Source organism: Alteromonas sp. MmMcT2-2 (assembly GCF_022348305.1).
In the GTDB taxonomy this organism is placed as follows: Bacteria; Pseudomonadota; Gammaproteobacteria; order Enterobacterales; family Alteromonadaceae; genus Alteromonas; species Alteromonas macleodii.
The window spans coordinates 53,941-73,873 of record NZ_JAKRFA010000010.1 but is presented as its reverse complement, the minus strand read 5'-3'; the positions used below and the strand labels follow the sequence as shown (position 1 = coordinate 73,873).

General features: G+C 39.5%; 14 protein-coding genes. 11 read left to right on the top strand and 3 right to left on the bottom strand.

What is annotated here, in order from left to right; translation table 11 throughout:
* Positions 1–2: 2 nt before the first annotated feature.
* Genes MHM99_RS08390 through MHM99_RS08380 form a run of 3 tightly spaced genes read right to left on the bottom strand, consistent with a single transcriptional unit; the run spans position 3 to position 3,185 of the window.
* A complete protein-coding gene (locus MHM99_RS08390; protein ID WP_239218936.1) occupies positions 3–953 on the bottom strand; it encodes an XrtA-associated tyrosine autokinase in 951 nt (316 codons plus the stop codon).
* Positions 953–2,521, bottom strand: coding sequence for an XrtA system polysaccharide chain length determinant (locus tag MHM99_RS08385; RefSeq protein WP_239218934.1), 1,569 nt, complete (start codon positions 2,519–2,521; stop codon positions 953–955). Before MHM99_RS08385 ends, MHM99_RS08390 begins: the two co-directional genes overlap by 1 nt.
* Positions 2,522–2,552: 31 nt before the next feature.
* Positions 2,553–3,185 (bottom strand): XrtA/PEP-CTERM system exopolysaccharide export protein, encoded by a 633-nt coding sequence (locus tag MHM99_RS08380; RefSeq protein WP_239218932.1) that lies wholly within the window; start codon positions 3,183–3,185, stop codon positions 2,553–2,555.
* Between the two features lie 149 nt (positions 3,186–3,334).
* Between MHM99_RS08380 and MHM99_RS08375 the strand changes: the two genes are divergently transcribed.
* The 11 genes from MHM99_RS08375 to MHM99_RS08325 all read left to right on the top strand — a co-directional run bounded on the left by MHM99_RS08375 (position 3,335) and on the right by MHM99_RS08325 (position 19,862).
* Complete coding sequence (locus MHM99_RS08375) at positions 3,335–4,747, top strand: TIGR03013 family XrtA/PEP-CTERM system glycosyltransferase (protein ID WP_239218930.1); 1,413 nt, start codon at positions 3,335–3,337, stop codon at positions 4,745–4,747.
* A gap of 2 nt (positions 4,748–4,749) precedes the next feature.
* Complete coding sequence (locus tag MHM99_RS08370; protein ID WP_239218928.1) at positions 4,750–5,586, top strand: XrtA system polysaccharide deacetylase; 837 nt, start codon at positions 4,750–4,752, stop codon at positions 5,584–5,586.
* Positions 5,567–7,057 carry an exosortase A gene (gene xrtA, locus MHM99_RS08365; RefSeq protein WP_239218926.1) on the top strand — a complete coding sequence of 497 codons (1,491 nt, stop codon included), beginning with the start codon at positions 5,567–5,569 and terminating at the stop codon, positions 7,055–7,057. Before MHM99_RS08370 ends, xrtA begins: the two co-directional genes overlap by 20 nt.
* A gap of 4 nt (positions 7,058–7,061) precedes the next feature.
* Entirely contained in the window at positions 7,062–7,871 is an 810-nt protein-coding gene (locus MHM99_RS08360) for a glycosyltransferase family 2 protein (RefSeq protein WP_239218924.1), read from the top strand.
* 5 nt (positions 7,872–7,876) lie between these two features.
* Positions 7,877–9,802, top strand: a complete 1,926-nt coding sequence (gene asnB / locus MHM99_RS08355) for an asparagine synthase (glutamine-hydrolyzing) (protein WP_239218922.1) — start codon at positions 7,877–7,879, stop codon at positions 9,800–9,802.
* Entirely contained in the window at positions 9,780–10,922 is a 1,143-nt protein-coding gene (locus MHM99_RS08350; RefSeq protein ID WP_239218920.1) for a glycosyltransferase, read from the top strand. Before asnB (MHM99_RS08355) ends, MHM99_RS08350 begins: the two co-directional genes overlap by 23 nt.
* Complete coding sequence (locus MHM99_RS08345) at positions 10,922–12,199, top strand: O-antigen ligase family protein (protein ID WP_239218918.1); 1,278 nt, start codon at positions 10,922–10,924, stop codon at positions 12,197–12,199. Before MHM99_RS08350 ends, MHM99_RS08345 begins: the two co-directional genes overlap by 1 nt.
* 31 nt (positions 12,200–12,230) lie before the next feature.
* Complete coding sequence (locus tag MHM99_RS08340) at positions 12,231–13,709, top strand: oligosaccharide flippase family protein (protein ID WP_239218916.1); 1,479 nt, start codon at positions 12,231–12,233, stop codon at positions 13,707–13,709.
* Between the two features lie 697 nt (positions 13,710–14,406).
* The gene (locus tag MHM99_RS08335; RefSeq protein ID WP_239218914.1) at positions 14,407–16,041 is read left to right on the top strand and encodes an asparagine synthetase B family protein; all 1,635 of its coding nucleotides are present in this window, start codon (positions 14,407–14,409) and stop codon (positions 16,039–16,041) included.
* Between the two features lie 12 nt (positions 16,042–16,053).
* Positions 16,054–17,934 carry an asparagine synthase (glutamine-hydrolyzing) gene (gene asnB / locus MHM99_RS08330; protein WP_239218912.1) on the top strand — a complete coding sequence of 627 codons (1,881 nt, stop codon included), beginning with the start codon at positions 16,054–16,056 and terminating at the stop codon, positions 17,932–17,934.
* A 5-nt stretch (positions 17,935–17,939) separates the two neighbouring features.
* Positions 17,940–19,862, top strand: coding sequence for an acyltransferase family protein (locus tag MHM99_RS08325; RefSeq protein WP_239218910.1), 1,923 nt, complete (start codon positions 17,940–17,942; stop codon positions 19,860–19,862).
* Positions 19,863–19,933 lie beyond the last annotated feature (71 nt).

Sequence of the window (19,933 nt, the reverse complement as noted above, 5' to 3'; positions counted from 1 at the left end):
GCCTATTCGCTGCGCTCTGAGTAATAATACCCATAATATCCGCTTCCATCGGTGTCGTTATGTACAGACTTGTTCACTACAAATCCTATGGCCATTTCCGGGTTCAATCGCTCTACAGACATTTTAATATCGCCTATCTTCGCTTTGCCCTCTTCGACAACAACAACCGCTTGGCCAGCAAAATTAGCAAGAATCGCACTCTCGTTTATACCAATGAGAGGAGGCGTATCAAAAATAACTATTCGGTCTGGGTATCTGTTAGCAAATTCATTAACAGTGTCATGCATTTTCTGGCTAGCTAGCAGTTCGGTAGACAAATGATGCGATTTTCCCGCAGGAATTATTTTGAGCTTATCGATGTTGGTTGGGTACAGCACATCTGAAATATCGTCAACGTCCCCGGTCAAATATTCCATCAGCCCTTTACGACGTTCTAATCCTAAAGTGTTTAATACGTTAGGCTTAAGTACATCGGCGTCCACAAGAAGTACAGTTTTATCCTGCTCCGATGCGATACTCATTGCCAGGTTGGTTGCAGTGAATGTCTTCCCTTCAGAAGGGCGACTACTGGTAACCATAATAATGTTCGGGTTGTGAAGAGTTTTCGCTAGTGAACCAAAAGCATTTGCTAAAAGCTTACGCTTTATTTCTCGGTACTCTTCATTAATTTGTTTTCTCTCACCGTTAAGTGAAATATGCCCATTTTTATCAAGTCGCACGAAATCGATAATAAATTCGTCGAGTGGAGATTTCTTATTGATAAATTCCTTTTCATCAGCGATCACGGTTTCAGCAGGAAGCTCCGCGGGTGCAGGTTTGTCAATTGATACCTTCGACTCTTCAGGCAAGTTTGAATGATTAGCGTCTTCAAGCTTTTCTGTAGACGAATTATTTTGACTTGCTGCTTTCGCTTCTTTTTGTTTTTGAAGTGCTTTCTCAATTGTATTTTTCATTAAAGAAGCCCTCCAAATAAATCTATATTCATAATTTCAGCGGCGACCAAGGCACCGTACATTGCCAAAATAGTACCACTGGAAAGCAGAAATACTAAAAGACGGTTTCGATTAGTCTTGTTTATCTGTTCGATATTTAAATGAGTTACCGTTCCCCATATAGGGTAATCCGACACATTGAGTAACTGCTTGGGTCTAATCAAGATAGGGTTAAGTTGGCTTATAAGAAAGGCGATGCCAATTCCCGAACCAAAACCCAATATTAACACGGCAGTGTAAAAAATGAGCCTATTTGGGCCTGAAGGACGCTTTGGAAGAAGCGGGGGCTCGATAATTCTAAATTGAAGGTCTTCTGCTGACACGTCAGCTCTTCGAGATAAATCTGCTGATTCTTTCCGTGATAATAGTTCTTCATACTTACGTTTTGTAACATCATAATCTCTATTCAATGCGGAAGATTCGGCTTCTATTTGCGGTATGAGATCAACTTTACTTTCAAGTTCGCTTATTTTTCTTTGTAAATCAGTTTCTTTCACACGCAGTGAAGCGATCTGGCTTTCCAATCTACTAGCTTCAAGTTTAATTTCTCTATTGAGCTCTGAAAGCGGTGCATTATTGCCATCTTCTTCGTTACTCAAAAATGCTTCAATTTCTTTTTCTCGAGATTGCTCAAGACTGGATAGCAGAGCTCTGGTCTCTACAACGTCTGGGTGTGCGTCAGTAAAGCGAAGTGTGAGGCGATCTAACTCCTCTTCAAGCGACCTTATACGGTCGTCATATCTAGTTCGAAGCGTTGGCTCTTCTTGATTAGTAACTCCAAAACTATCATTGCGTTTTGCGTTGCTAATTTGTTTATTCAACGAATCAGTTTGCTGTTGGGTTTGCTTTATCTGAAGGCGTGTCGACTCTAATTCGTTATTTAAATTCTGAAGGCTGGAATAATAAGTGCCTGCTAAAGGCAGAATATCATTATATTGACGTTTAAAGTTGGCCAAGCGCTGCTCAGCCTCAGTTAGCCTCGATTCATACTCGGAGATTTGTTCATCTAGAAAGCGGCCTGCCGTATCTGTGTCTTTTCTGTTGTTACCTAAAGCGCCTTCTACGAATAGATCCAAAGTCTCTTGAACTACTCGTTGAGCAACAGACGGACTCTCATTAGAAAACGAGATGTTATAAATGTTATCCCTACCGGTGGATGATAGTTGTATTTCATCCGCAAGTCCTGTCACCAAAACTTCAAATTCTGCATCAGTAGATGTTGTGATATCTAGATCACTTTCTCGCGCTATTTTTTCAACATTGCTTCTGCTGAGAAGTGTCTTAGCCATCATCTGAATTTCTTGGTCAGGATTCGTTTGAATTGCAAGCCCTCTGAGTAAGGGCTGCAATACCGAGCGTGTATCTACAAATACCTGGGCTTTTGAAGAATAAACGTCGGGAAGACTGGCAACGTATAGAAAGCCAATAGGGCATATGAGCCATGAAAAAACAATCACGTAACGCTTTTTAATCCAAACCCCTTTAATATAATCTAGGATTTGGATTAGCGTTTGCTGTAAGTCCTGCATTTTATTATTTGTTCCGTTTACTGCTTTAGAACTAGAACCAAGCTTCTGGAATAATTACAATATCACCAGGTAGCATATCTACATTCTTCGAGATATCACCATCTCTTATTAAGTCATCAATATTTATTTCGAACGTTTTTTGTTTTCCATTCACCACTCGAACCAGTTTTGCACTATTGCCGTCTGCAAATTCCGTCAAACCACCTACGGCTATCATTAAGTCTAAAAGCGTCATATGTTCTGAGTAGCTTACCGCACTTGGGTTTGTAGCTTCACCGATAACCCGAACTTGCTCACTCAAAGGGCCTGTAAAGTTGTTCACACTTACAGTCACTCTAGGGCTATTAATATAAGTAGAAAGCTGTTCCTCTATTTCTCTAGCAAGCATTGTTGGCGTTTTACCTGCAACATCAATATCTTCCACTAACGATGTGGTTACTTTTCCATCCGGTCGCACAATGAAGTTCCCCGATACTTCAGGGTTTCGCCATACAAAAATAGTTAAAGTATCACCAGGACCTATTAGATATTGGTAATCGTTAACGTCAGTGGTCAATGAAGGTCGGGTGGTTGCTTCGGGCAGAACGCCACTATTGCTGCAACCATTGAGACTAATAAATACAAGAGGGGCACAGCACGTAATTAGTTTTTTAAAGCGGAACATAAGAGATCATCCTACACTCATTATGGTTAATTTATGGCTTTTGTCGTTTACCCTACGGTAAATGTCACTATAATGCCAATAACAATTGTAGTCTATTGGAATAAATCCCTTTATCATGGGAAAAACGCCGCAGTTTTAGGGGGCCAGGGGTGGCAGTAAACAAGCGCAATCAAAATAAACGCTCAAATATACTAGTAATAACAGAAGCGTTGCTCATTGCTTACATGGGCTATATTTCACACTTTATTCTTACACAAATTGGAATGTCGCCGAATGTGGCGGTGGAAAAACTGATTATCAACGTAGGGATGCTGACAGTTTCAATACTATTGTGTTCTTTGTCCGTAGGATTGTATGAAGCGAAATTAAGAGAAACTTTCCGAGGTATTATCCGTCGCATATTTGTTAGCGTGGGACTAAGTTACTTTTTAGTCGAAGTACTAAGTCGTGCGTTTTTTGATGACTTAGTCATGGATTCTTATTTCCTTCCAGCATCAGTTTGTTCAATAATTATTACCTTAGTTGTTTTCAGGTATTTTACAAACCGCCTAGGATTATTGGGCCTAGGGAAAGTGCGCATATTGGTGTTGGGTGCCGGAGAAAGAGCTTCAATAATCGAAAAGCGTATGCGCAGGGACGTGGACAGAATCGGTTTTGAGCTAGTTGGTTTTATTCCTATTCCAGGTGATAACCGCGAAGACGGTATTAAGAAGGAAAAAATAATTCACCTCAAAGTCGATGAGAGTTTTCAGCAGTTTATAGTAGATAATGAAATTGAAGAAATTGTCATTGCCTGCGACCAAAGGCGTGGAACGCTCCCCGTAGAAGTGCTTTTTGATTGTCGGCTTAGAGGCATTGAAGTTACCGAGCTATTGGATTTCATGGAACGTGAAACAGGGCAAATTGTGGTAAATCTTATGTATCCTAGCTGGGTCATTTATTCGAATGGGTTCCAAAGCCAGAACTACTTGCGAGATGCGCTTGACTATACACTTAACGCTATTTTAGCCTTCCTGATTTTTCTTTTCGTTTGGCCAATTATGCTTACAACGGCGTTGATTATTTACCTTGATGATGGCCGAAGAACAGGTGTGTCAGTTTTTTATAAGCAAGAGCGAGTAGGATTAAACGGAAAGCTTTTTAAAATAATTAAATTTAGAAGTATGCGACCTGATGCAGAAAAAGATGGCGCTAAGTGGGCGAGTAAGAACGATGATCGTGTTACCCGTATTGGACATTTCATCAGAAAATACCGCGTTGACGAATTACCACAGCTTTTAAATGTGTTTAAAGGCGAAATGGCATTTATCGGTCCTCGCCCAGAGAGACCGCAATTTGTAGAGCAGCTAGTACGCGAAGTGCCTTATTACAATCAGCGCCATAATGTTAAACCTGGTTTGGCTGGGTGGGCACAGCTTAATTACCCTTACGGCGCCAGCGTTGAAGATTCTATGGAAAAGCTCAAGTTTGATCTTTACTACGTAAAGCACCAAAGTTTACTACTCGATATTCTCATTCTAATTCGTACAGTTGAAATTGTATTGTTTGGCAAAGGGCGATAAGTATGAAGTTAGATAATCGCCTTAATGCAATGACTGTAGACGTAGAAGACTACTTTCAGGTTTCAGCGTTTGAAGACGTAATAGCAAAAGATAGCTGGGATTCTCAGCAACTAAGAGTTGGGAAAAATACACATCGTCTTTTAGATTTGTTTGCTGAACACAATGTCAAATCAACTTTCTTTACATTGGGTTGGGTTGCAAAACGCTGCCCCGATGTCATTAAACGGATTGTAAATGAAGGCCATGAATTAGCTAGTCATGGACTTGAGCATCAACGTGCAACAACAATGTCTAGATCACAGTTTGATAAAGACGTTTATGAAAGCAAAGCTATTTTAGAGGATGTAAGTGGTACAGCTGTCAAAGGGTATCGTGCTCCAAGTTTTTCGGTTAACGATACCAATACGTGGGTTTATGAAGTATTAGCAGAGCAGGGGTTTGTTTATTCTTCAAGTACTTATCCTATTGTGCATGACCTCTATGGTGTACCTGACTGGCCACGGTTCAAACACCAACGTGATGAAGGAATTATTGAAATTCCTATACCCACTATTAGAAAAAAGGAAGCTAATGTAGGAATAGGAGGCGGTGGCTTTTATAGGCTGTACCCTTATTGGCTTTCCAAAAAGCGCATTATGGCATTCATGGAAAACGAAACTGCACCTTACAGTTTTTATTTTCATCCTTGGGAAATAGATCCTGAGCAGCCTTACGTAAATGATGCAAACTGGCGCTCCAAGTTCAGGCATTACATCAACCTTTCAAGAATGGAATCTAAAATTGAAATGCTGTTAAAGGATTTTAACTGGGGTAGCATGTATGACGTTTACATCAAGTGATGCACCAAGAGAGTTTCCTAGAGTTACAATAGCGCCTACGCATGCAGGCTGCCTAGCTTTTTTAACGTTCTTTTGGTTTTTTGCGTACTTCAATACTTTTGAACGCATTGTAGCTACATGGTTTGAATCGACCACATTTGAACATGCTGTATTAATTGCGCCCATTGCGGTCTGGTTAATATACCGCAAACGGTTTGCTTTCGCGCTTGCGCGTAGAAGTCGGGTAGACGCTTGCTTAGGGTTGCTTGCGCTATTGTGTGCGGCAGTAGCCTTTATTATCGGTAAGTTATCACTGATAAATGCCCTGCAACAATTTGCGCTCATGTCTATGCCTCTTTTCTTTATTTGGAGTGTTTTTGGTTTAGTTACATTAAAGCATCTACTATTCCCACTTTTCTTTTTGATTCTTTCAGTACCATTTGGCGAGTTTATGATTCCGCATCTGCAAGAGGTGACGGCAGACTTAACGGTAATAATGCTTAAGTTAGTAAATGTTCCAGTTTATCGAGAAGGCTGGTATCTACAGATACCAGAAGGTCTTTTCCACGTTGCTGAAGCGTGCAGTGGTATTAGGTTTCTTTTCTCCACTATTACTATAGGGTTACTCATTGCACACCTTGAAATTCGCTCACGCATAAAGCAAGTTGCGTTCATGCTGAGTGTAATAGTCATTCCAATTTTAGCGAATGGTATGCGTGCATTTATAATGGTTTACATTGGACATGTAAGCAATATGCAAGCCGCAGTTGGTTTTGACCACCTTGTTTACGGATGGGTATTCTTTTTCTTTGTTACGGCATTGATACTCATGTTCTCAAGGCTTTTTTATGATGGTAAAAGGTTACCTAGAATTAGTGATGAATCAGTAAAGCTAAGGATCCCTAAAAAGCGCTTCTTAGCCAGTTTCTTAATTATTGGTTCGGCGCCGTTATTCATGCTTATCTTCAGCAGTCAGAAGACATTTGCTCTTGCCAGCCAAACAGTCGAAGAGCAAAACTCTAGGGTCATATCTATGTTTGCAGGTTGGCGGCCTATTTATTCAGGCTATGACGAATATAGAACAGAAACACTTTTCATAAAAGGTGAAATGGTAATTTTTCATGAAATCAAATACTTAACTGAGGGGGAGAAAAAAGAGCTGCTAACTTGGAGTAACAGAGCTTACGACCCTGAAGTATGGTCTGTTGCTAAATCTGAAGTTCACGAACACAAATATGCAAACGAGCGAATTCATTACAAATATCTGGTGCTAAAAAATGGAATAGGTAAGTCAATTAATTTGGTTTATCTTTGGAAAGTTGGTAACGAATTTTCTGCAAACCCGATAAAGGTAAAAAGCTTACAAGTACTTAGCAAATTAGCGCTAGATGACTTCGGAGGTAAAGCATTATATGCTGCAAGTACAGCAAATGTGTCGCAAGAACGCCTGATTGAAGCACTTCTAAAACAAGAACAACAAAAGAGTGAGTAAATAAGTGGATATTTCAGTAGTAATTCTGTCTTTTAACTCTGAACAGCATATCAGTAAGTGCTTAACCGCTCTTTATGACGCGTTACAAAGTGCAGAACTGATCGGCGAGGTTTTTGTCGTTGAAAACGGGTCGGTGGATAATTCACTTGAATGTATAAATCAATACGCTGACAAGTTTGGTAGTGCACTTCATGTAATAAATCTTGGTGAAAACACCGGTACAACATTTTCAAGAAATCAAGCATTAAAGCGAGCATCAGGCAAACACGTGTTGGTTTTAGACTCGGATGCCTATGTTAACGCAAAAGCACTTAAGCGATTAATCAGCTATCTAGACCAGAATAAGCAAGTAGGCTTAGCTGTGCCGAAAGTGACTTACGCATCAGGTAATTTCCAACTTTCGTGCGACAAGTTTCCTACGCTATGGGGTAAAGCAAAGCGTTTCCTATTTTTGAAGAAGATGGAACAGAAACCCAGTGAATTATCTTTAGTCAGCGATCCCCAAGCGGTTGATTATGCTATATCTGCATGTTGGATGTTACCCAAGCACGTGGTAGATAAGGTGGGAATGTTAGATGAAAATATCTTCTATTCCCCAGAAGATGTAGATTACTGTATACGTATTTGGGAGGCTGGCTTCCAAATTCATTACGTCCCAGACGTATCTGTAATACATGACGCGCAGGAGTTATCGCGTGGGTTTAAACTCAATAAATTCCACTTTTCGCATCTTGCGGGCATTTTTTACCTTATGAAAAAGCATAGATATTTCTGGGGGTTAAATGGACTTTATAAGCGAATTCAAAGGAGATAGCTCCCGTGTGTGGCGTAGTAGCTTGGGTAAAAGCGACAACTAACGGAAAAGTTGACGAGTCTACTTTGCGTTCAATGACTGAAACTCTTCACCATAGAGGCCCTGATGGTGAAGGATTCTATATTGATGGCAGTGTGGGATTGGGACATAAGCGATTATCAATTCTAGATGTTGAAAATGGCAAGCAACCCCTTGAAAGTGATGGTGTTATATTAAGTTACAACGGAGAAATTTATAATTTTAAGCAATTAAAAATTGAGCTAGAGAGTTTAGGCCACGTTTTTGCTTCGCAGTGCGATTCGGAAGTTTTGTTATTTGCTTGGAAAGAATGGGGAGCATCTGCGGTTCAGAAACTGCGAGGTATGTTTGCATTTATCATTTACGATAAGCCTCAAAACAAAATATTTGTAGCCAGAGACCGTTTAGGAATTAAACCATTACACTGGGCAAAAACGACGCAAGGAGACTTATTATTTGCGTCTGAACTTAAAGCCATTACTGCGCATCCAGATATTGAAAAACAATTGAACCCCTGTGCCATAGAAGATTTTTTCTCGCTAGGCTATGTGGCCGACCCTAAAACCATCTTCAAAGATGTATTCAAATTACCGCCAGCACATGTTATTTCAATAGATTTAAGTGACCCAACGCGTGATGTAACTCCGGAATGTTACTGGGAAATTGAAAATTTTGTTTCTGATGAAATTACCCGCGAGCAAGACATAGGTGAAGAATTCGCTCGGCTGACGGAAGAGGCGATTACGCTACGTATGGTAGCTGACGTTCCGCTAGGCAGTTTCCTCTCAGGTGGAATTGACTCTTCGGTTATCTCCGCTGTAATGCAAAAGCACTCTAAAGTACCCATCAATACATTCTCAATTGGTTTCGATTTATCGAAGTACGACGAATCTTTTTATGCAAAACAGTTAGCCAAGCAGTTGGGCTTTAAACACTTAAACACCAGTGTTTCAATTAATGACTTAACCTTTATGGAAAAGCTAGTTGATATTTATGATGAGCCGTTTGCTGATAACTCAGCTATTCCAACTTTTATACTGTCAGGTGTCGCAGCACAGCACGTGAAAGTCGCACTATCTGGCGATGGAGCAGATGAGCTGCTCTATGGATATCGTAACCATAAAATGCTGTGGGTTGAGGAAAAAATTCGTAAGTGCTTGCCAGGCGGTGTGCGCAGAAAAATGTTTGGTACATTAGCGAAACTCTATCCAAATTTTAAAACTGCACCAAAGTTTTTGCGTGGTAAAACTACGTTAAGTGCTTTAGCTGGTAGTGCCATTGGTAGCTACCACAATGCGATTTCAATTACACATCAAAACGAATTGTCACGACTTTACTCTGCGAAGTTAAAAGCGCAATTAAAAGGTTACAGCAGTTTGAGCCTATTTAACGATATAGCCAAAAAATGCAGATGCACTAACAGCCTTAAAGCAATTCAGCTTATTGATTTTAAAACCTATCTTGCAGGTGGCATTCTTACCAAAGTAGACCGTGCAAGCATGAAAAACTCGCTTGAAGTGCGCGTACCCTATTTAGACCACCATCTGGTAGAGTGTACGCTGGCTGCATCTCCATCGCTCAATTTATCGTGGGGCCAAACCAAGAGACTATTGCTCAATGGCTTCAAGCACTTGCTTCCGCCGTTCGTAACCAAGCGAAAAAAAATGGGGTTCTCATCACCCATTGATGAGTGGCTTCGACAGATTCCTAAAGAGAGTTTGAAAAGCAAGCTTTCAGAAGGGGCTTTGGCGCAAACCGGTCTATTTTCGCTAGAGGGTATAAGCATACTGCTAGATGAACATCACGAGCGTGGTCACGAGCATGGAATGACTATTTGGTCACTTCTTATTTTTAACGCATTTTTAGAAAAACACTTTGGAACACAAATAAGTGAAAATATTGTATCACCATAGAATTGCATCGAAAGATGGGCAGTATGTTCATGTTGAAGAGCTCACAAATGCACTTTTAGAACAAGGGCACGAACTTCATTTTGTTGCGCCACAAGTAAACGAAAATGCGGACTTTGGTGGTGATGGCGGTTTTGTAAGCAAACTCAAAAAAGCATTACCCAAAGCATTGTATGAAATCCTTGAGCTAAGCTACAGCGCATGGGTGTTCATCAAGCTTGTGGTTGCTATTTTAAAGTTTAAGCCCGAAGTTATTTATGAGCGTTACAACCTTTATCAACCAGCAGGAGTGCTAGCAGCAAAGTTATTCAATATTCCTTTGCTACTAGAAATTAATGCCCCTCTTGCTGAAGAACGCGCAAAATATAGTGGTTTGGCGCTACAAGGTTTTGCCAAAAAGATAGAAGACTTTACATGGAGAGGCGCCACACATTGCTTGCCTGTTACTGATGTTTTGGCTGACTACATACGAGAGGCCAATATTCCAGAGTCAAGAATAACGGTTATTCACAATGGTGTAAGACAGCAGTTTATTGACGAAATGATGCAACATGACATCAACGTAAATAAACAAGAAATTGTTATTGGATTTACAGGTTTTATTCACCCATGGCACGGAATGGACAAAGCTTTAGAGGCAATTGCAGAACACAAGGAACTTCCGCTGCGCTTAATTTGTGTGGGTGATGGGAATATTTTACCTGACTTACGGCAGCAAGCTGAAACGCTAGGTATTTCGGAAAAAGTGGAGTTCAAAGGTCTAGTTACACGCGATAAAGTATTGGACTTTGTAAAAGAATTCGACATTGCGTTACAGCCTGATGTGACCGCTTATGCATCACCTTTGAAAATGTTCGAGTATATGGCCGTTGGTGCTTTAATAGTGGCACCGAAAACTTCGAATATTCAGGAAATACTTAGTGCTGATACAGCGCTCTTCTTCGAAAAAGGCGACAAGGCTGACTTCAAAAAAGCGCTTACTACTGCAATCACGTCATACAGAGTTTTAGACTGCAAACGCCGAGCGGTTAAGCAAAGTGTATTAGATAAGCAGTTTGTGTGGCAAGAGAATGCACGAAAAGTTGTTGATTTGGCGAAAACTTTAATAGGTAGTAAGCACTAATGCCTATAACAGCACTGGGTTTTTTAGCTGTATTTTCAGTTGGGTGTCTTGTTGCGCTTAAGCGACCTTTTGTGGGGTTGTTGCTTTATTTTTTCGTGTTTTACATGCACCCTCCCGGTAAATACTGGGGTAGCTTTCTACCCGAAATGCGTTGGACCCTAATCGTTGCTGTTGTGACTCTGTTAAGTACGTTAATGCACGCAAAAAACAAAAGTGCTTGGTTGAAGTTCAAAGAATCCAAGATTTTGTTATTGTTTTTTGCTTATACGTGTATACAAATACCTATCGTTACTTTTTCAGAAGTGCACATAGATTACGTGATTTTGCTTTTCAAACTAATAATAGTTTTTTTTCTGATTACCACGCTCGTAGACTCAGAAAAAAAACTCATCGCCCTCATAGCTGCAAATTGTATTGGTGCGGCATATATTGGGTTAACGGCATTACAAACTCATACAAGAGGGCGCTTTGAGGCTGCGGGGTTACCAGGAATAGAGGATGGGAATTTATTAGCAATTCATTTGATACCGATAATTATTATTTCATCTTCATTGGTAGTCACCAATTACAAAAAGCGTTTTTTTATTTTTATACCTTTGGCATTAGCAGCGAATCTGCTTTTCATGTCGGGGAGCCGTGGAGGTATTGTCGGACTAATTATTGCGGGTTTATGCTTCGTCTACTATTCACCGAAGCAGAAGAGGGGCTTAATCTTTCAGTGGGCTTTGATAGGCGGTATCGCAGGGATTATGCTCGTTGGACCATTAATCATTGAACGAGTTAACAAGGTTGTAAAAGCAACTGATGCTGAGCAGATAGATAAGAGCGCGTATTCAAGATTTGTAATTATTGAATCTCAATGGAAAATGTTCAAGGACTACCCTCTTTTGGGGTACGGTCATAGGGGAACTTTGTTGCTTAGCCCATTTTATGTTCCTGACGAATATATGACCGATACCGAAATAGGTGGGCGACGAGCTTCTCACAACATCACGATGAGCTTCTTGGTAGACCACGGAGCGATAGGAGCCTTCCTATATTTCCTATTAGTTTTTAAATCATTTATGAGGGTTAAAGAAGTTAAAAATAATAGTGAAGGGCTTTTAAATGTTCGCCTCATACTTTTGGGAGGGTGCAGTGGTTTGCTTGGCCTCATGACTGCAAGTCAATTTTCCAATAGTAAAGTCTTAGAAATAAGTATATGGTTCTTTGCTCTTATTGCTTGCACTAGTGGGATTTTATATAAAACCAATAAACCCATTGGCAGAGATTTATGAGCTTCGAATTATTTTGTCAATAGAGGTGTTAGTGGGTCTATCTCATAGTGTATTAAAAAGCTCTACTTTTATGGTATTTGGAAGCTTTTTTCAAAAAAGTGCAGGATTGATTAGCACTTTAGTTTTGGCAAGGTTGCTCATGCCAGAAGATTTTGGAAAAGTTGCGTTTCTTGCTCTAACAGTGAATTTTTTCAATGTAATGTCAATTACGGGAACTCAACAGTACATTTTGAGCAAAGCTGATGTCTCCTCAGATGATTTAAACACGGCATTTTCATTAGACTTGTTAATGAAAGGTGCTTTTTTTTGTACTTTATTTGTGTTGTCAGGGGTAATTTGTAAGTTTTTTGATATGGAGGCAGTGCATTCCGCACTTTTATTACTTTCAACAACATTGTTGGCTAAAGCCGCAATGAATCCTGGATTTATCTTACATCAAAAAGAATTAAACTATGCTGCGCTTTTCAAGTTAGAGCTTATCGCTAAAATTGTTTCTGTATCAGCTGTTATTATTGTTGCTCTCAGATTTAAAAGTTTTTGGGCAATTGTAATTGGTGATCTGGTTTCATCATTTGTTTTGCTTATTGGCTCATATACGATGCACCGTTACAGACCTAAGTTCTCTTTGAAAAACATTTCAAACCAATGGGATTTTTCAAAGTGGCTGTTTTTTAAGGGTATGATTGGATATTCGAAATCAAATTTAGATCAAGTGTTTGTAACAAAGATGTTTGACTCCGCAACGATTGGAGGTTTCTATCTGGCACGAGATATTGCCATGATGCCTGCTTATGATCTTTTAAATAAAGCGTTAGTGCCGCTTTTGCCTGCACTGGCCCAATCTCAGAAAAATCATGAGCTTTTTAACTATAAAATAAGTTTCTCCATATTTTTTGTAAATATTCTTGCGTTTCCTATTGCCGCGGTAATGCTTGTAGCCGCAGATTCTATCATTTTAACACTCCTCGGTGAACAATGGGTGCATGTGGCAGACATATTTAAAACATTTGTTCCTCTAATGTACTTTGCATGCTTGGCTCCTATATTCGCGCATGCCCTAGTGTCTCGGCAAAAAGTGAAGATTACTTTTTGGGTTGATGTCGTAGCGTTGTTTTTGCACCTAGTTCCGTTTGTAATTCTCAATAATATTATTCTAACTGATGTAGTTATGATTCGGAGTGTATCGCTCTTTTTTTCTCTACTTATCCTAGTTAGCTCTCTTTATTTTGTTAGCAGATTTTTGCCATTTCGTGCTTTAGGTTTGTCATTTTTTCCATTTGTGTCATCTTGCTTAGCACTTTGGATCGTTAACAATTACATAAACGGAAGTCCAAGTTTGTACACCCTTGTTATAAAGACTTCTTTGATAGCAGTGCTCTATGGGGCTACTACTTTAATGATTGCGTATATTTATAGGGAGGTAAGGGAAGTAAAAGATTTACAAAGGTTATTTCAACCACTTGCTTTCAGACTTGCTAATTTGTTTCATTCGAAAGGGCGTGACACATAAAATCGTAATTTATTCAATAACCATAAGGAGTTTCTAGGGAGAAGAAAGCTACAAGCTGTTTTAGGTCTTTAATTCTATTTTGGATAAGAAGTATTATTTAGTTGCAGTGGTGATCTATAAAACAACAATATTCAAGCTTGATTATAACAATACTATTGGGTTCTCAAAGTTTAATTTTTTGCGCTGGTTAGAGATTTCTCGAGCCACCTATCGTTGGCATAGCGCCAACGATATTCATGGTGTTATTGAGTTGCGCTAAGAAAAATTAACTTCAATTGTCGATTGCAGTTCCTAGGAATTTAATCGACTGCGATTTTATCGAGCTCGTTGTTTAGCTTCTGTTTATGGACGCTGTAATTATGTTTGCTTCGATTTATTTTAAAGCGTAGCTTTTAATTTAGGGTTTAATGAGTTGCGGGTTAAGAGACTGTAAAAAATTAGTTTTTACAAAAATTCTCACAGATGATTGTGAATAATTTGCGTTGGGAAAGTTATGAATGTCGTAATTATCATAAATTTCCTAAAGGAAATAGGCCTCTGGGAACTAGTAGCTCTTTGACTTTTATTCTGCTTGGTAGCGACAGGTTGCTGTACTTTTTGTTATTAGATATAAGTTTTCTCTGAATTCCGCATAAAGACGCACCAGCACGTAATTAGATAAAAATTAGTTTAAAATCAATTTACAGGAAACCAAAAAATGAGTTTTTTTACAGGGGTATATAAACGCTCTTTAGGTGATTTTGACAATAATGTGCTTGATAGGATAAAGAACTCAAAACTACTTAAATTTAGAGAGGCTACTATAAAGCGTGTTTCAAGTAATTTACTTACGATCACTTACAGCTCAGATGAGCGTGCTATTGATAGCCAAAAATGTTGTGCCTTTGTAGCGGGCGACATGATTGTTCCTCGCACAATTTCTAATGAAGAGAAAAATCTTTTCTCTCAACTTTCGAATGGTAAAGAAGCGTTAATCAAGTACTTGAAAAAATCCAGAGGGAACTTTTGTGGTTATGCACTGTTAGAAAACAAAGAGCGATTTTTACTGTTTACGGATAAAACAGCCATTCGACCCTTATATTACTCGATAACTTCAGATTACATCTTTTTTTCTTCTTTGCTTAGTGAGGTTGTGAATCTCCTAGAAGAGCCTTTTGATGCGGACTCAGATGCATTGATGGAAACAATGTCTCTTGGATATGCCCTAGGAGACAAAACAGTCTACCAAAACGTGAAACGTTTAGATGTCGCACAGTGCTTGGAAGTAAATGCCGGTGCGGTCGAGTTGACCCAGTACTGGGACCGTTCAACAATATCGATTAACACCGATGTAACAGTTAATGAGTTGCTAGCTACTTTCGAAGATGCGATCAGTATACGGCTGAGCGAGAATGAGCCAACTTGTTTTTTAAGTGGTGGTCTAGACTCAAGAGCTATTGCTGCGCAACTTAAAAAACACAGAGTGCAGGTTAATTCGTTCAACTATGGCACATATCATTCTCAAGATAATGAATTTGCTCTTCAACTAGCTAATAAGCTTGGTTTAAACCACTCAGAAGAAATTCTTGAAAAACTTCATTTTCCGAATTGGTCTAAGTTAATTCGTAATTCTCTCAATACCATGAGAGGGCAAAAAGCTAATCATATGGAGCGAGTTTGGTCGGGTGACGGTGGTAGTGTGTGCCTTGGTGCGACATATATCACAGAAGAGATACAGACAGCAATCAACCAAGACAATATTGACCGAGCCTTAAGCACCTTTCTCCAAAACCAAAAAATATCCTCACCTGTTACCTTTTTCAAAGAGAAAGAGCTTAACGATGAGAAGTTGCTCGACTCAATGAAGACTAGCTTCTCGAAAGGGTTTGGTGGAAGGGGATTTTACAACTTCCTAGTCGAGAATGATCAAAAAAGGCATTTAGATAACCACTTCGAAACAATGCTTGACCATAACGTTGATTTAGTTATCCCTTTTTTCGATAGTAATTTTTTAGACCTATTATATTCTGTTCCACCAGAGTCTCTATTGTACCACCGATTGTATAGTGACTGGTTCAGTTTGTTTCCGGTTGAAGCGAGAAGTACGCCGTGGCAAACCTATCCTGGGCACGTTCCATGTCCGCTAAAAATAGACGATGATCTCAAATACCAATGGGGCAAAAAGGTAAAGTTTGATTCGGTTGAAGATGATAGAAAGGTTTATGATAGTATCAAACGTTCTCCTTTTTATAACAAGTTTGATAAAGGTAACCTTTCACTAGCGATGCTTTTGCATAGGTATAAATTGAGAAGCTATAGTCACCTAATTAGTGGCTTTAATAGAATTATATAAAGGTTTTTGTAAATGTGCGGGATATTAGGAACGCTAAACTTAACTAATACGGTTGATGAACAACGACTTGCCTCAATGCGAGACACAATGCCGTATCGTGGTCCAGACAGCAACGGAATTTGGATTTCCAATAATTCGCACTGTGGTCTTGCTCATTTGCGTTTAAGCATATTAGATCCGACGCCCGCTGGCCATCAACCTAGGGTAGAAGAGAATGGTCGTTTCGTTATTTCGTATAACGGCGAAGTGTATAATTACATTGAAATTAGGGCCGAACTTCAGAAAAAAGGTTATACGTTTGAAACGGGCACTGATACTGAAGTTATTTTAAGTGCGTACATTGAGTGGGGCGAAGATTGCTTAAATCGCTTCAATGGTATGTTCGCCATTGCTATATACGATAATGAAACCGAGACCCTATTTTTAGCCCGAGACCGTTTGGGCATTAAACCTGTTTATTACTATCAAGATGAGCATGAGCTTATCTTCGCCTCTGAAACCAAAGCAATACTAAAAGGGTTAAGCGCGCTTCCAGACCTTAATGTCGAACTCATCGATGACTACATGAGCTTTGGATACATACCTGGTGAAAAAACCTTGCACAAAGGCATTAACCGACTAATGCCAGGGCACTACGCCATTGTGAAAGGTCGCGAAATGAAAATCACACAATGGTGGGATTTAACATTTAACAATGACGAAGACAAAGGTTTCGATTATTACTTAAATGAGAGTAAACGGTTACTTGAAAGTGCTATCGATTTGCGGTTAAGAAGTGATGTGCCGCTCGGTATTTTCTTAAGTGGTGGCATTGATTCAAGTGCAGTAGTTGGGCTGCTTGCGGACAAAGTTAAAGAGCCATTAAAAACGTTTTCGATAGCCTACGATTTTGGTAAGAACTTTGATGAAACACAGTACGCCAGAATGGTGGCAGACAAGTTTGGTACTGATCATCATGAGTTAAAGATTACTCCTCAACAGTTTGCCGACTTTATTCCTGAATATATTCACTTAATGGATGAGCCTGTTACCGAGGCTGCCGCTATTTCCCTGTTTTTTGTTTCAAAATTGGCAAAGGAAAAAGTGACCGTTGCGCTTTCAGGTGAAGGTTCTGACGAAATATTTGCTGGTTACGACCTGTATCAGTATATGAATGTGTTAGAAAAGTACCGCGGTGTTGTTGGTCAAAAAGGCACAGACCTTTTTGCAGGAATGGCTAATAAAGTATTGGGTAAAAGTCACAAGGTATCTAAATACTTAAATATGGCAACGCAACCAATAGAAAAGCGTTACAAAGGTATGTCGACATACCCCGATGCGCAAAAGGAGGCTTTGTACCGTCCTGATTTTAAAGTAGAGCTAGAAAAAGCTAAAACAGAAACTGGCCATGGTGCCTTTTCAGCAAAGTTGTTTGATAAAACAAAAGACAACGACCAACTAAGTAAGATGCTTTATTTCGATACGAAGACGTGGTTAGTGGACGACTTGTTGATTAAAGCTGATAGAATGAGCATGGCTACATCGGTTGAACTTCGTGTTCCGTTTTTGGACTACAGACTTGTAGAGTTTGCCGCTAGCATTCCTTCTAAACACAAAATCAATAAAGGTGAAGGTAAATATCCATTGAAGAAAATGATGGAAGGTATTTTGCCTAATGACATCATTTACCGTAAGAAAATGGGCTTCCCTACACCGTTAAAGTTAATGTTTCAAAATGAGCTCAGAGAGTATGCAACCAATCTACTATTGGCTGAAGACACTCGAGTTCACAAGTTCTTTAAAAAGGAGCGTATTGCGCAGCTGATTGAGGAACACAATGCCGATAAGTATGACCATCATAAAACCTTGTGGCAATTGGTGGTGTTAGAAGAGTGGCTGAGAAAAAATAGCTAGCTAACATGAGTAAGACAACTTATCACCCACATATTGATGCATTGCGTGCATTTGCTGTGCTTGCTGTGATCATTTTTCATGTTAATCACAATTATCTGGAAGGTGGTTTTGTTGGCGTTGATATATTTTTTGTTATTTCGGGCTATTTGATCACTGCGCAAATATTAAAAGCAGTAAGTGAGAATCGTTTTTCATTTCAAAATTTCTACAGTAGGCGGATTAAACGAATCTTGCCAGCTGCACTGTCAGTAATTGGGTGTACGGTTCTCATAACGCAATTCATATACTTGCCAGATGACGCGGTCGATGTAGCATCCTCCGCCATTTGGTCATCGCTTTCCCTGCCCAACGTTTATTTTTGGAAGTTTGACGATACTAGTTACTTTGCCTCTAGTAGCTATACCGTACCATTGTTGCACTATTGGTCATTGGGAGTTGAGGAGCAGTTTTATTTTGTATGGCCTTTAGTTATCGTGCTGTTTTACAGAAGGCTAAGTGCTTCGGCATTTATGTTGATGTTAGTGCTTACTGTTTTAATATCCGCAGGGATAGCAGAGTGGTTAATTGCATCACGTCACTCTTTCGTTTATTACATGCTACCCACTCGAGCGGGTGAGCTATTAGTTGGTGGTGGACTAGCTGCGCTCTTACATTACGGTTTTCTTGAAAAACCAAAAAAGGCGAGTTGGGTATTTCCTGTATCATGTATCGCGCTACTTATTTCCGTTTTATTTATTTATAAAGAGCATACATTCCCAGGCTTTTTATATTTACTGCCCACTTTGGCTGCCGCAGGTTTCATTTGGAGCGGCTTCAACAATAACTCGCATTTGGCAAAGTTGCTAAGTAACCATGTACTGCTATGGGTAGGTAAAATTTCTTTTTCTGCATACCTTGTGCATTGGCCGCTATTAGCATTTTTCCGGTATGGCTACGGTGAACCTAGTCTACTGATACAGTTAGTTTTATTTTTTCTAATATTCTTATTAGCCCATCTAAATTGGCGATTTGTGGAAGAAAAATTCAGACATAAGAGCTTGCCATTTCGACAACTTTTGTTAAGGCAAGCTGTTGCTCCGATTTTTTTCGTATCTCTTATTAGCGCTAGTGTGATTTATTCAGATGGCTTTGGTGTAAGGTATTTCAGTGAACAATACAAAAGTCAGTTTGTAGAAAATCAAAATAATGCGAAACCCCCAAATTCTTACAAACATGTATGCCAATATTGGCGTTTAGAGCAAGGTCATTTAGCAGATGATAACTGTGTGTTAGGTAAAGGAAACACGCCAAAGGTTTTGTTGTGGGGAGATTCCAATGCAGCACAGTACATCGGAGTCTTAGAAAGCATCGCGAATAAGCAAAAGTGGAGCTTTAGAAATATTTCTCACGCAGCATGTCCTCCAATTTTCGCTGGGGTAGAGAAATTTGTAACAGCTAAACGACTTGGTGACTGTCTTAGTTCTATAGAGCTAGTGAGAAGTGCACTGGAACAATACGACACAGTTATTATCTCGTCAGCTTTTCATTATTACATAGAAAAGAATGACGATTACTTCATTCATTTTTTTGAAGCATTAACTACGCTAAGCGAAAGACATAAGATTGTTGTGTTGGGCAATGTTCCTGTGTTTGATAATTTTGATAGAAACTGTCTTGCCAAAGCGATCACTTATCCTTGGCTCAAGTGTGACTACGTTGCAGATACGAAAAAAGTAGACTCCATCAACAACATGTTGAGAGAGTTCACCGAGCGTAACCCTCAGATGTTTTTTGTTTCAATTAATGAGTGGTTATGTCGAGAGAAATGTTCTCCTTATGTTGATGGGAAGGTCATGTATTTTGATAAAAGTCACTTAAACGTAATACAAACTCAGTCTTACTCGAGTACATCGATGGCAGAAGAACTTAGAAAAGCACTGCAATATTGAGCAAGCTTTTGATAAAAAAATCTATAGGGCTAGTTAAAGATCGCAAGAGGCATAGATTGAGTTTGTCGATC

What these genes read in the sequence shown, in the direction of transcription:
- MHM99_RS08390 (WP_239218936.1), bottom strand. Translation starts at nt 953, where the DNA reads ATGAAAAATACAATTGAGAAAGCACTTCAAAAACAAAAAGAAGCGAAA.
- MHM99_RS08385 (WP_239218934.1), bottom strand. Translation starts at nt 2,521, where the DNA reads ATGCAGGACTTACAGCAAACGCTAATCCAAATCCTAGATTATATTAAA.
- MHM99_RS08380 (WP_239218932.1), bottom strand. Translation starts at nt 3,185, where the DNA reads ATGTTCCGCTTTAAAAAACTAATTACGTGCTGTGCCCCTCTTGTATTT.
- MHM99_RS08370 (WP_239218928.1), top strand. Translation starts at nt 4,750, where the DNA reads ATGAAGTTAGATAATCGCCTTAATGCAATGACTGTAGACGTAGAAGAC.
- xrtA (WP_239218926.1), top strand. Translation starts at nt 5,567, where the DNA reads ATGACGTTTACATCAAGTGATGCACCAAGAGAGTTTCCTAGAGTTACA.
- MHM99_RS08345 (WP_239218918.1), top strand. Translation starts at nt 10,922, where the DNA reads ATGCCTATAACAGCACTGGGTTTTTTAGCTGTATTTTCAGTTGGGTGT.
- MHM99_RS08335 (WP_239218914.1), top strand. Translation starts at nt 14,407, where the DNA reads ATGAGTTTTTTTACAGGGGTATATAAACGCTCTTTAGGTGATTTTGAC.
- asnB (WP_239218912.1), top strand. Translation starts at nt 16,054, where the DNA reads ATGTGCGGGATATTAGGAACGCTAAACTTAACTAATACGGTTGATGAA.
- MHM99_RS08325 (WP_239218910.1), top strand. Translation starts at nt 17,940, where the DNA reads ATGAGTAAGACAACTTATCACCCACATATTGATGCATTGCGTGCATTT.